The organism is Methylobacterium sp. Leaf111 (assembly GCF_001423285.1).
Classification (GTDB): domain Bacteria; phylum Pseudomonadota; class Alphaproteobacteria; order Rhizobiales; family Beijerinckiaceae; genus Methylobacterium.
In genome coordinates this window covers 544,600-556,089 of sequence record NZ_LMNE01000001.1, presented here as the reverse complement: position 1 = coordinate 556,089, position 11,490 = coordinate 544,600, and the positions used below count along the sequence as shown (strand labels likewise).

At 73.3% G+C, this 11,490-nt stretch carries 12 protein-coding genes; all 12 read left to right on the top strand.

The window, feature by feature from the left end:
* Nucleotides 1-4: 4 nt before the first annotated feature.
* Nucleotides 5-706: a magnesium protoporphyrin IX methyltransferase gene (bchM, locus tag ASF41_RS02435; RefSeq protein ID WP_056490516.1), complete on the top strand. Its 702-nt coding sequence runs from the start codon at nt 5-7 to the stop codon at nt 704-706.
* A complete protein-coding gene (locus ASF41_RS02430; RefSeq protein WP_056273192.1) occupies nt 703-2,121 on the top strand; it encodes an MFS transporter in 1,419 nt (472 codons plus the stop codon). Before bchM ends, ASF41_RS02430 begins: the two co-directional genes overlap by 4 nt.
* A gap of 12 nt (nt 2,122-2,133) precedes the next feature.
* Complete coding sequence (gene puhA / locus ASF41_RS02425) at nt 2,134-2,910, top strand: photosynthetic reaction center subunit H (RefSeq protein ID WP_056273189.1); 777 nt, start codon at nt 2,134-2,136, stop codon at nt 2,908-2,910.
* Between the two features lie 29 nt (nt 2,911-2,939).
* On the top strand, nt 2,940-3,593 hold the full coding sequence (gene puhB, locus ASF41_RS02420) for a photosynthetic complex putative assembly protein PuhB (RefSeq protein WP_407067254.1): 654 nt from the start codon (nt 2,940-2,942) through the stop codon (nt 3,591-3,593).
* 4 nt (nt 3,594-3,597) lie between these two features.
* On the top strand, nt 3,598-4,074 hold the full coding sequence (gene puhC / locus ASF41_RS02415) for a photosynthetic complex assembly protein PuhC (protein WP_082487672.1): 477 nt from the start codon (nt 3,598-3,600) through the stop codon (nt 4,072-4,074).
* Nucleotides 4,071-4,373 carry a hypothetical protein gene (locus tag ASF41_RS02410; protein WP_407067248.1) on the top strand — a complete coding sequence of 101 codons (303 nt, stop codon included), beginning with the start codon at nt 4,071-4,073 and terminating at the stop codon, nt 4,371-4,373. Before puhC ends, ASF41_RS02410 begins: the two co-directional genes overlap by 4 nt.
* 44 nt (nt 4,374-4,417) lie before the next feature.
* The gene (gene acsF, locus ASF41_RS02405; RefSeq protein WP_200917666.1) at nt 4,418-5,461 is read left to right on the top strand and encodes a magnesium-protoporphyrin IX monomethyl ester (oxidative) cyclase; all 1,044 of its coding nucleotides are present in this window, start codon (nt 4,418-4,420) and stop codon (nt 5,459-5,461) included.
* 1 nt (nt 5,462) lies between these two features.
* Nucleotides 5,463-6,314: a putative photosynthetic complex assembly protein PuhE gene (gene puhE, locus ASF41_RS02400; protein ID WP_082503937.1), complete on the top strand. Its 852-nt coding sequence runs from the start codon at nt 5,463-5,465 to the stop codon at nt 6,312-6,314.
* A gap of 107 nt (nt 6,315-6,421) precedes the next feature.
* Entirely contained in the window at nt 6,422-7,639 is a 1,218-nt protein-coding gene (gene hemA / locus ASF41_RS02395; protein ID WP_056490513.1) for a 5-aminolevulinate synthase, read from the top strand.
* 102 nt (nt 7,640-7,741) lie between these two features.
* The gene (gene bchI, locus ASF41_RS02390; RefSeq protein WP_056491230.1) at nt 7,742-8,857 is read left to right on the top strand and encodes a magnesium chelatase ATPase subunit I; all 1,116 of its coding nucleotides are present in this window, start codon (nt 7,742-7,744) and stop codon (nt 8,855-8,857) included.
* Complete coding sequence (locus ASF41_RS02385) at nt 8,854-10,551, top strand: magnesium chelatase subunit D (RefSeq protein WP_056490510.1); 1,698 nt, start codon at nt 8,854-8,856, stop codon at nt 10,549-10,551. The genes bchI and ASF41_RS02385 overlap by 4 nt, the downstream gene beginning before the upstream one ends.
* A 10-nt stretch (nt 10,552-10,561) precedes the next feature.
* Nucleotides 10,562-11,470 carry an alpha/beta fold hydrolase BchO gene (bchO, locus tag ASF41_RS02380; protein ID WP_056490507.1) on the top strand — a complete coding sequence of 303 codons (909 nt, stop codon included), beginning with the start codon at nt 10,562-10,564 and terminating at the stop codon, nt 11,468-11,470.
* The last annotated feature ends 20 nt before the right edge of the window (nt 11,471-11,490 follow it).

Here is an 11,490-nt window from a genome sequence, read left to right as displayed (position 1 = left end):
GACCATGACCTCGCACAGCTACGCCGCCCGCCGCTCCCAGCTCACCACCTACTTCGACCGCACCGCGGTCGAGGCCTGGGCCCGGCTGACCTCGGACGCGCCGGTCTCGAAGATCCGCGCCACGGTGCGGGCCGGCCGCGACGCCATGCGGGCCAACCTCCTGTCCTGGCTGCCCGACGACCTCACGGGCCGGCGCCTCCTCGATGCCGGCTGCGGCACCGGGGCCCTGAGCCTGGAGGCGGCGCGCCGCGGCGCCGAGGTCGTCGCCATCGACGTGTCGCCGACGCTGATCGGCCTCGCCCGGGAGCGCACCACCCTGTCGGCCCCGGGGCGGATCGACTTCCGGGTCGGCGACATGCTCGACCCCGCGCTGGGCCGATTCGACCACGTCGTGGCGATGGATTCCCTGATCCACTACGCCACGCCCGACATCGTGCAGGCGCTCGCGGCCCTGGCGGCCCGGACCGAGGCCGGCATCCTCTTCACCGTCGCGCCGCGCACGCCCCTTCTCACGCTGATGCACATGGCCGGCCGCGCCTTCCCGCGCGGCGACCGGGCGCCCGCCATCGTGCCCGTCGGCGCGGCGGACCTGCGCCGTCGCCTGGCGGCGGAGCCGGCCCTGGCCGGTGTCCGGGTCGCGCGCGCGCACCGGGTGAACAGCGGGTTCTACCTGTCCCAGGCCTTCGAACTCCAGCGGCTGCCATGACCCGCCTTGGCGCCTCCATGGCCCGCGCCCTGCAACGCGTCGGTCCCGGCTTCCTGCCCTTCGCCGACGCGGCGACAGCGGAGCTGCCCATGGGGCGCCTGCTGCGGCTCGCCCTGTTCCAGGTCACGGTCGGCATGGCCGCGGTGCTGCTCATCGGAACCCTCAACCGGGTGATGATCGTCGAACTCGCGGTGCCGGCCTGGATCGTCGCCGTGATGCTGTCCCTGCCGCTGATCTTCGCGCCGTTCCGGGCGCTCGTCGGGTTCCGCTCGGACACCCACCGCTCGGTCCTGGGCTGGCGCCGGGTGCCCTACATCTGGTTCGGCACGTTGCTGCAGTTCGGCGGGCTGGCCATCATGCCCTTCGCCCTGCTGATCCTGTCGGGCGACACCACCGGCCCGGCCTGGCCCGGCCACGTGGCCGCCGCGCTCGCCTTCGTCATGGTCGGCGCCGGCCTCCACACCACCCAGACCGTGGGCCTGGCGCTGGCCACCGACCTCGCCCCGGCCCATGCGCGACCGCGCGTGGTGGCGCTCCTCTGCGTCATGCTGCTGGCCGGCATGGTGGTGAGCGCCATCGCCTTCGGGCTGCTGCTGGCGGATTTCTCGGCCCTGCGCCTCATCAAGGTGATCCAGGGGGCTGCGCTCCTCACCGTCGTGCTCAACGGCATCGCCCTCTGGAAGCAGGAGCCCCGGTCGCCCACCCGCACGGCGCGCGACCTGCCCCGGCCGACCTTCTCGGACTCCTGGGCCCTCTATGCCGGCAAGGGCCGGGCGCGCCGCCGCCTCGTCGCCACCGGGCTCGGCACCGCTGCCTTCTCGATGCAGGACATCCTGCTCGAGCCCTATGGTGGCCAGATCCTGCACCTGCCGGTGGCCGCCACCACGGCCCTGACCGCGCTGCTGGCCGCCGGCGGCGGCCTCGGGCTCCTGATCGCGGCGCGCTGGCTCGACCGGGGCGGCGACGCCTTCCGGGTCGCGGCCTCCGGGGCGGTCGTGGGTATCGCGGCCTTCTCCGCGGTGGTCTTCGCCGCGCCCCTGGATTCCGCCCGGCTCTTCGCCGTGGGCGTCGCCCTGATCGGCCTCGGCGGCGGCCTCTTCGCTCACGGGACACTGACGGCCTCCATGGCCAAGGCCGGCCCGGAGGATACGGGCCTCGCCCTCGGCGCCTGGGGCGCGGTCCAGGCCAGCGCGGCTGGCCTCGCCATCGCGGCGAGCGGCATCCTGCGCGATCTCGGCGCGCATCTGGCCGAGACCGGCCGGCTCGGCGAGGCGCTGAACCTGCCCTCCACCGGGTACCTCATCGTCTACCATCTGGAGATCGCGCTGCTGTTCGCGACGCTGCTGGCCATCGGCCCGCTCGTCCGGCCCGAGAGCCGCACGCCTCTTCCTCGATCCCTGCCTCGCTCAGCCTGAAGGAGACCGGCCATGCCGAGAGGTGAAATCACGGGCTACGTCGACGTCGCGCAGCTGGTCCTCTACGCGTTCTGGATCTTCTTCGCCGGCCTCGTCTTCTACCTGCGCCGCGAGGATCGCCGCGAGGGCTACCCGCTCGAATCCGAGGCCGCCCGCGGCCGGGCGATGCCCCCGGACCCGTTCCTGATCCCGTCGCCGAAGGCCTTCTTCCTCTCCAACGGCCACGTGAAGCACGCGCCCCAGACCGGCGAGCGCACCCCCTGGACCTATCGCGGCCACAAGCACGAGGTCTGGCCGGGCGCGCCGCTGGAGCCCGATACGGATGGACTGCACGACGCCATCGGTCCCGGCTCCTACGCCGACCGCGAGGACAGCCACGACGAGACCTGGGATCGCGAGAAGCGCATCGTGCCCCTGCGGGTCGCGGAGCACTTCGTGGTCCATGAACTCGGCCCGAACCCCATCGGCATGTCGGTGTTCGGCGCCGACCGGCAGGTGGCCGGCACCGTAAGCGATCTCTGGGTCGATCGCGGGGAATCCATGGTGCGCTACTACGAGGTCGAGCTCGGCGCCGGCGGCCGGCGGGTGCTGATGCCCGCCACCTTCTGCCGGACCGGCCGGTTCTCCCAGCGCGTGACCTGCGAAGCCCTGCTGGCGCACCAGTTCGCCGACGTCCCCACCACCAAGGATCCGGATTCGGTCACCCTCAACGAAGAGGAGCGGATCATGGCGTTCTACGGCGGCGGCACCCTCTACGCGACCCCCACCCGGCAGGAGGCCATCCTGTGAACCGGTCCATCAGGCGGCCCGTGCCGCACCTGCCCGCCAACGCCTTCGACGCGCCGCCCGGCCTGCCGGCGCCGCTGCCCGCCGGCGAGCACATCCTCTGGCAGGGACGCCCCTGCGGCTTCGGCATCGCCTTCCGGGCGCTGCATCTGCGCCTCGTCGGCCTCTGGTTCGTCGGGCTGGCCCTGTGGGCGGCGCTCCCGGCGGCCCTCGCCGGACAGGTTCGGGAGGCTACGTCGCTCGCCCTGCCCACCCTGGGGATCGGCACCGGTGCGGTCCTGCTCCTGGGCCTCCTCGGCTGGCTCTCGGCCCGCACCACCACCTACACCATCACCAACCGCCGGGTGGTCATGCGGATCGGCATCGCCCTGCCGATGACCCTGAACCTGCCCTTCGCCCTGGTGGAGGGGGCCGGCTGCCACCTCTATGGCGACGGCAGCGCTGATCTTCCCCTGCGCCTTCGCCCGGGCAACCGCGTCGCCTACCTCCACCTCTGGCCCCATGCCCGGCCCTGGCACGTGAACCGGCCCGAGCCGATGCTGCGCACGGTGGCGCAGGGCGGCGAGGTGGCCGCGATCCTGGCCCGCGCGCTGGCGGCCCATCGCGCGGCGCCGGAGGAGACGGCCGGCCCGGTCATCCTGCGGCCGCGCGTGGCGCCCGGCCCGCGCCTCGCCACTGCGAGCTGATCCGATGACCCGATCCAACCCGCATCCCCTCGCACGTACCGCCGGCCGCACCTCCCGGGGACTCGTGGCCGGCGTCGGCCTCCTCCTCGGCTTCGTCGTGGTGGCCGTGACCGTCGGCCGGGTCGAGAGCATCGGCCTGACCCGGATGGAGCCGGCGCGCCCCGTCCAGAGCCTCGCCCTCCGGGTCGACGACGCGGCGGACGGCTCGATCACCCTGCGGGATGCCGAGCACGGCGACCTCGTCGCCACGGTCCGCCCGGGCGCGGACAACTTCATCCGTGCCACCCTGCGGGGCTTCGCACAGGGGCGGCTCCGGGCCGGCCTGCCGCGCGACGTCCCCTTCCGCCTGACGCGCTTCGACGACGGCTCCCTCCGGCTCGACGACGCGCTCACCGGCCGCAGCGTCGATTTCGGCGCCTTCGGTCCCTCGAACTTCGCCGCCTTCGCCCGCCTGATGCCGAACGACGGAGCCGCACGATGATGGCCTGGCTGAACGGACGCCGCACCGTCGACGTCCCCTGCACCGTCGAGATCGAACAGACGCCCGAGAGCCTGCACGCCCACGTGGTCCTCGACGCCAGCTTCGAGATCGAGCCCGGCGACGCCGTGCAGGTGCACGACGCGCCCACCTCGGTGCCCTACGGCGAACGCCTCGTGGTGCGCCGGACCGCCACCGTGACCCGCGCCGGACGCCTGGAGCGGCTCTGGACCAAGCTCGCGGGCCACCTCGAGCTCACCGAACTCTACGAAGTCAGCTTTTCCGAGAGGAGGCGCCTGTGACCGCAGCCATTCAGCAGTCCGTTCCCAAGGCTCCCGCGCCCAAACTGCCCCTCAACGAGGCCACCAAGGCCGCGCAGGAGACGACGTTCCTGTCGCCGCGCTTCTACACGACCAACTTCGAGGAACTCGACCGCACCGACGTCGAGCCCGTCCGGGCCGAGTGGAACAAACTCATCGCCGAGCTGCGCGCCGATCCGAACAAGCGCCACTTCACCCGCAATTCGGAGTTCGACTGCGACATGTCCGGGCTCGACCCGGCCCTGCGCAAGGAGTTCATGGACTTCCTGGTCTCGTCGATCACCGCCGAGTTCTCGGGCTGCGTGCTCTATGCCGAGATGCGCAAGCGCGCCAAGAACCCCGACATCCGCGAGCTGTTCGGCTTCATGAGCCGGGACGAGGCGCGGCACGCCGGGTTCATCAACGACGTGCTGAAGGATTTCGGCATCGGCGTCGATCTGGGCTTCCTGACCAAATCGAAGAAGTACACCTTCTTCCGGCCGAAGTTCATCTTCTACGCCACCTATCTCTCCGAGAAGATCGGTTACGCCCGCTACATCACCATCTTCCGCGAGCTGGAGCGCAGGCCCGAGCGCCGCTTCCACCCGATCTTCAAGTGGTTCGAGAAGTGGTGCAACGACGAGTTCCGCCACGGCGAGGCCTTCGCCCTGCTGATGCGGGCCAACCCGAAGCTGACCTCCGGCGTCAACCGCTACTGGATCAAGTTCTTCCTCCTGGCGGTCTTCGCGACCATGTATGTCCGCGACCATTGCCGGCCGGCCTTCCATGAGGCCCTCGGGGTCGATCCGACCGATTACGACTTCCAGGTTTTCCGGATCACCTCGGAGATCTCGAAGCAGACGTTCCCCCTGACGCTGGACCTCGACAATCCGCGCTTCAAGCAGGCCCTCGACCGGCTACTCGCCTGCTCGGTGGGGATCGCCGATGCCAAAGCGCAAGGCGGCTTCCTCGGCAAGCTCAAGCAGGGCGCCTGGGTCGCCGCCTCGGCGGTGAACTTCGCCAGGCTCTACGCCCTGCCGACCCGCGACAACCCGATGCCGGCGGAGATCCGCCTCGAGCCGGTCTGGTAGGATGGCCGCCTACGCGCTTCCCGCCCTCTATGCGGTGCTGGTCTGGTGGTTCTCCACCGGCCTGATCCTGCTCCTCGACCACCGCCCGCGCGCGACGCACGGGGTCAGCATGGCGGCGGGCACGGGCGTGCTCGCCTTGGCGCTGTGGGCCATCGGCGCCTCGGCCGGCGATGCCAGCGCGGGCGGCGCGTATGTCGCCTTCACGGCGGCCCTGGTGGTCTGGGGCTGGCAGGAGATGAGCTACTACATGGGCTACGTCTCCGGCCCCCGGGCGGAGGGCTGCCCGCCCGACGCACGGGGCTTCCGGCGCTTTCGCGCGGCGGCGGCCACCAGCCTGTGGCACGAGGCGGCCATCGTCGCCGGCGGCCTCGCGATCCTGGTCCTGATCTGGCGCCAGCCGAACCTCTTCGCCCTGTGGACCTACCTCGTCCTGTGGGGGATGAATCTCTCCGCCCGGCTGAACCTCTTCCTCGGGGTGCGCAACCTCAACGCCGAATTCCTGCCCGAGCACCTCGCCTATCTCGGCAGCTACCTGCGGGTGCGCGCCATGAACCCGCTGTTCCCGGTCTCGGTGACGGCGGCCGGCCTCGCCACCGCCGCCCTGGTGCTGGCGGCCCTGGCCGAGGGCATCACCGCCCACGAAGTCGCCGGCCTCAGCATCCTGGCGACCCTGATGGCGCTGGCCACCCTGGAACACGGCTTCCTCATGCTGCCGCTGCCCTCGGCCGCTCTGTGGCAGTGGAGCCTGCCGAAACCGGACCGGGGCGGCCCGGTGTCCTCACCCGTCCCGGCCGCGCGCGGGGAAAGCCCTCGCGTCGGCGAGCCCCGCCACGCCGAGGCCGAGGGACGCTGAAACAGGTTTCCGGTCCGCCCCGGCGGACCGGCGCGATCGACGCCGCCGCGGCGGCAGGATGGGCGAGCGGGCCGAAACCCGCCGTGCAACGACGGAAGGGGACGGGCATGAACTACGAAGAGGTCTTCGGCTCCGCTTTGGCCGGTCTGCATCGCGAGGGTCGCTACCGCGTCTTCACCGACCTCGAACGGCAGGCGGGCCGCTTCCCGCACGCCACCCACCACACGCCGGCCGGCACGCGGCCCGTCACCGTCTGGTGCTCCAACGACTATCTCGGCATGGGCCAGAACCCGGCCGTGCTCGACGCCATGCACGAGGCCCTGGATCGCTGCGGCGCCGGTGCCGGGGGCACCCGCAACATCTCGGGCACCAACCATTACCACGTCCTCCTCGAGCACGAGCTCGCCGACCTCCACGCCAAGGAGGCCGCGCTGCTCTTCACCTCCGGCTACGTCTCGAACTGGGCGGCGTTGGGCACCCTCGGGAGCCAGCTCCCCGGCTGCGCGATCTTCTCGGATGCCGGCAACCACGCCTCGATGATCGAGGGGATCAAGGCGAGCCGCGCCGAGCGCCACATCTTCCGCCACAACGACCCCGAGGATCTCGACCGCAAGCTGCGCCTCGTCGATCCGGGCCGCCCGAAGATCGTGGCCTTCGAGTCCGTGTATTCCATGGACGGCGACATCGCCCCGATCGCCGAGATCTGCGACGTGGCCGAGGCGCACGGCGCGCTCACCTACCTCGACGAGGTGCACGCCGTCGGCCTCTACGGCGCGCGCGGCGGCGGCATCTCGGAGCGCGACGGCCTCGCCCACCGCCTCGACGTGATCGAGGGCACGCTCGGCAAGGCCTTCGCGGTCCATGGCGGCTACATCACCGGCTCGGCCAGGCTCTGCGACTTCGTGCGCAGCTTCGCCTCCGGCTTCATCTTCACCACCTCGCTGCCGCCCGCCGTGGCGGCGGGGGCCGCGGCGAGCATCCGCCACCTCAAGGCGAGCGGAGCCGAGCGGGCCCGGCACCAGGAGCGGGTCGCCGCGGTGCGCGCCCGCCTCGACGCCGCCGGCATCCCCTATCTGCCGAACGACAGCCACATCGTGCCGGTGATGGTCTGCGATCCCGTGCTGTGCAAGGCGATCAGCGACACCCTGCTCGACGAGTTCGGCATCTACGTCCAACCGATCAACTACCCCACCGTGCCCCGCGGCACCGAGCGCCTCCGGATCACGCCCTCGCCCCTGCATTCCGACGGCGACATCGACCACCTCGTCGGCGCGCTGAGCACGATCTGGGGCCGGATGGGCGTCCAGCGCGCGGCGGCCGAGTAGGACGCCCGCGAACCCTGCACCCCGCATGGTGGCAGGGGACCCCGCACACGGTCTCGCGCAAGGAAGATCACGCCCATGATCGTGAATGGATCGATCCGAGCGATGTCCCTCAAACCGGTCTCCGCGACGCCTTCGAGCGAGACGCCGCCGATCCTCCGGGCCGCGGGTCCGGTCAAGGCGCCGCGGGCCCAAACGGCCTCGGCCACGCCGACCTTCCCCTTCACGGCCATCGTCGGGCAGGACGAGATGCGCCGGGCGCTGCTCATCGCGGCCGTCGACCCGTCGGTGGGCGGCGTGCTGGTGTTCGGCGACCGCGGCACCGGCAAGTCGACGGCGATCCGCGGCCTCGCCGCGCTGCTGCCGCCGATGGCGGCGGTAGTCGGCTGCCCCTATGCCTGCGATCCCGGCCGGCCGGCCGAGCACTGCCACCGCTGCCGCGAGCAGGTGGAGCTGCGCGCCGAATCTGTTCCTGTCCCGGTGGTGGACCTGCCGCTGGGCGCCACCGAGGACCGGGTGGTCGGTGCCCTCGACCTGGAGCGCGCCCTGACCCGCGGCGAGAAGGCCTTCGAGCCGGGCCTGCTCGCCCGGGCCAATCGCGGCTTCCTCTACATCGACGAGGTCAACCTGCTTGAGGACCACCTCGTCGACCTCCTCCTCGACGTGGCGGCATCGGGCGTGAACACCGTGGAGCGCGAGGGCCTGAGCATCCGCCATCCCGCCCGCTTCGTCCTCGTCGGCAGCGGCAACCCGGAGGAGGGCGAGCTGCGGCCCCAGCTCCTCGACCGCTTCGGCCTCGCCGTCGAGGTTTCGACGCCCACGGACCTGCCGACCCGCATCGACGTTGTCCGCCGCCGCGACGCCTACGAGCGCGATCCGGCGGCCTTCTGCGCCGGCTACGCCAAGGCCGACCGCGCCATCCGCAAGGCGCTCACCGCCGCCCGCGCCCGGCTTCCCGCCCTCGCCGTGCCCGACGCCACCCTGGAGGCCGCCGCCCGCCTCTGCCTGGCGCTCGGCACCGACGGCCTGCGCGGCGAACTCACGCTGATGCGCACCGCACGGGCGCTCGCGGCCTTCGAGGGCGCCGAGACGGTGGGCCTCGACCACTTGGCCCGGATCGCCCCCTCGGCCCTGCGCCACCGCCTGCGCCGCAACCCCCTCGACGAATCGGGTTCCACCGCGCGGGTCGCCCGCGCCGTGGAGGACATCCTGGGCCAATGAGCCCCGCCTGGGCCGTCGCCCTGCGCGTGGCGCACCTCGTCGCCCGCGACCCACATGCCTGCGGCGGCGTCCTCGTCCGGGCCGGGGCCGGCCCGGTGCGGGACCTCTGGCTCGACCGTCTCGCAGGCGAACTCGCACCCGCCCGGCCCGTCCGCCGGATGCCGGCGGGCATCGCCGACGACCGCCTCCTCGGGGGACTCGACCTCGCCGCAACCCTGGCGGCGGGGCGGCCCGTCGCCCAGTCCGGCCTTCTGGCCGATGCCGATGGCGGGCTCGTGGTGGTGCCGATGGCCGAGCGCCTCTCGCCCGGCACCGCCGCTCGCCTCGCCGCCGCGCTGGATGCCGGCGAGGTGCGGGCCGAGCGCGACGGACTGGCGGCGCGGACCCGCACGCGGATCGGCCTCATCCTCCTCGACGAGGGGGAGGGCGACGACGCCGCGGTTCCCGAGGCCCTGGCCGATCGCCTGGCCTTCCGCCTCGACCTGACCGGTCTCGCCTGGGGCGACACGCAAGGGGCGGCGACCGAAGGCGAGCCGGAACCGGACGACCCGGACCTCGAACCCGACGCCGCGGTCGCGGATCTCTGCGCGGTCGCGGCCGCGCTCGGCATCGCCTCCCTCCGGGCGCCCCTGCTGGCCCTGCGGATCGCCCGCCTGCTGGCGGGGCACAAGGCGCTTCGCGCGCGAGACGTTCGCGAGGCCGCCTGCCTCGTCCTCGCCCCGCGCGCGACGCGCCTGCCGTCGAGCCCGGAGGACGCGGAGGCGGCGCCGGCGGATCGGCCCGAGTCGCCCGCATCGGACGGGACCGAGTCGTCCGATCAAGGTCTCGAACCGGGCGCCGAGAGCCTCGTCGAGGCCGCCCGCGCGGCAATTCCGCCGGATCTCCTCGCCCGCCTGGGCGCAGCCGGCGCGGCGCCGTCCTCCCCGAAGGCCGGGCGCGTCGGCGCGGTGATGCAGGCCCCGCGCAGCGGACGTCCGGCAGGCACCCGGCCCGGCTCGCCGCGCACGGGCCGCCTCTCCCTCCTGCCGACCCTGCGGGCCGCCGCGCCCTGGCAGCGCCTGCGCTCCGGTGCGGAGGGAGCCCCGCGCCTGATCCAGGTGCGCAGCGACGATTTTCGCATCACGCGGTTCCGCCAGCGCAGCGAGACCACCACCATCTTCGCCGTGGATGCCTCCGGTTCGGCCGCCCTGGAGCGCCTGGCCGAGGCGAAGGGCGCCGTCGAGCTGCTCCTGGCCGAGGCCTATGTCAGGCGCGACAAGGTCGCCCTCGTCGCGTTCCGGGGGACGGGCGCCGAGATCGTCCTGGCCCCGACCCGCGCCCTGGCGCGGGCCCGGCGCGGCCTCTCGGCCCTGCCGGGGGGCGGGGGCACCCCCCTGGCCTCGGGCCTCGACGCCGCCGGCACCCTCGCCCGCGCCGTCCGGCGCGGCGGCGGCACCCCCGTGGTGGTGGTGCTCACCGACGGGCGCGCCAACGTCGCCCGCTCCGGGGCGCCCGGCCGGGTCGCGGCCGGCGCCGAAGCCCTGATTGCCGCCGGCCTCCTGCGGGCCGACGCCATCCGGACGATCCTCATCGACACCGCGGCGCGGCCGCAGGAGACCGCGCGGCGCCTCGCCGAAGCGATGGGCGCGCGCTATGTCCCGCTTCCTTATGCCGATGCCGCGGCCATGAGCACCGCGATCCGCTCGGCCCGCTGAAGGATCTGCGATGCCTGCGCCGAGCGACCGGCCCCAGTGGGAGCGCGACGGCGCGGATTGGCCCAACCGCGCCGCGAGCCGGTTCGTCCGCGCCGGCGACCTGACCTGGCACGTGCAGGAGTTCGGGGCGCCGGAGGCCCCCGTCGTCCTGCTCTTGCACGGCACCGGCGCGGCCACCCATTCCTGGGCCGGCCTCGCGCCGCTGCTCGCCGAACACTTCCGGGTCGTGGCCCCGGACCTGCCTGGCCACGGCTTCACGGATCCGCTGCCGCCCGGGCGCCTGTCCCTGCCCGGCATGGCCGAAGCGATCCGCGACCTCCTGCGGACCCTCGACCTGTCGCCGGACCTCGTGGTCGGGCATTCCGCCGGCGCGGCGATCCTGGTGCGGCTCTGCCTCGACGGGCTCGCGCCCCGGCTGCTGGTGGCCCTGAACGGCGCCCTGACGCCGTTTCCCGGCCTCGCCTCGGTGCTGTTCCCGGGGCTCGCCCGGATGCTGTTCCTGAACCCCGTCACCCCGAGGATCTTCGCCTGGACCGCCGACCGTCCGGCGGTGGAGCGCCTGATCCGCGGCACCGGCTCGCGCCTTGACGCGCGCGGCCTCGATCTCTACCGGCGCCTCTTCCGCTGCCCGGGCCACGTGGCCGGCGCCCTCGGCATGATGGCGAACTGGAACCTCGCCGCTCTCGACCGGGAGATCGGCCGGCTCGCGGTGCCGACGCTGCTGCTCGTCGGCGGCGACGACAAGGCGATCGCCCCCGAGACCGCCTTCGCCCTGAAGGACCGGCTGCCCGACGCCCGGGTCCGCCTCATCCGCAACCTCGGGCACCTCGCCCACGAGGAGGCGCCGGCGCGCGTCGCCGACGAGATCGTCGCGGCCTACCGGGAGCAGGTCGCCGTCCAACCGTCCGCCGGGACTTGACGCGGACGCAGCCCGGCCGC

Bases quoted from the DNA above. Each gene is read 5' to 3' on its own strand.
- bchI (WP_056491230.1), top strand. From the start codon at position 7,742: ATGTCCCTCAAACCGGTCTCCGCGACGCCTTCGAGCGAGACGCCGCCG.
- ASF41_RS02410 (WP_407067248.1), top strand. From the start codon at position 4,071: ATGATGGCCTGGCTGAACGGACGCCGCACCGTCGACGTCCCCTGCACC.
- ASF41_RS02430 (WP_056273192.1), top strand. From the start codon at position 703: ATGACCCGCCTTGGCGCCTCCATGGCCCGCGCCCTGCAACGCGTCGGT.
- puhE (WP_082503937.1), top strand. From the start codon at position 5,463: ATGGCCGCCTACGCGCTTCCCGCCCTCTATGCGGTGCTGGTCTGGTGG.
- hemA (WP_056490513.1), top strand. From the start codon at position 6,422: ATGAACTACGAAGAGGTCTTCGGCTCCGCTTTGGCCGGTCTGCATCGC.
- puhA (WP_056273189.1), top strand. From the start codon at position 2,134: ATGCCGAGAGGTGAAATCACGGGCTACGTCGACGTCGCGCAGCTGGTC.
- ASF41_RS02385 (WP_056490510.1), top strand. From the start codon at position 8,854: ATGAGCCCCGCCTGGGCCGTCGCCCTGCGCGTGGCGCACCTCGTCGCC.
- bchO (WP_056490507.1), top strand. From the start codon at position 10,562: ATGCCTGCGCCGAGCGACCGGCCCCAGTGGGAGCGCGACGGCGCGGAT.
- bchM (WP_056490516.1), top strand. From the start codon at position 5: ATGACCTCGCACAGCTACGCCGCCCGCCGCTCCCAGCTCACCACCTAC.
- puhC (WP_082487672.1), top strand. From the start codon at position 3,598: ATGACCCGATCCAACCCGCATCCCCTCGCACGTACCGCCGGCCGCACC.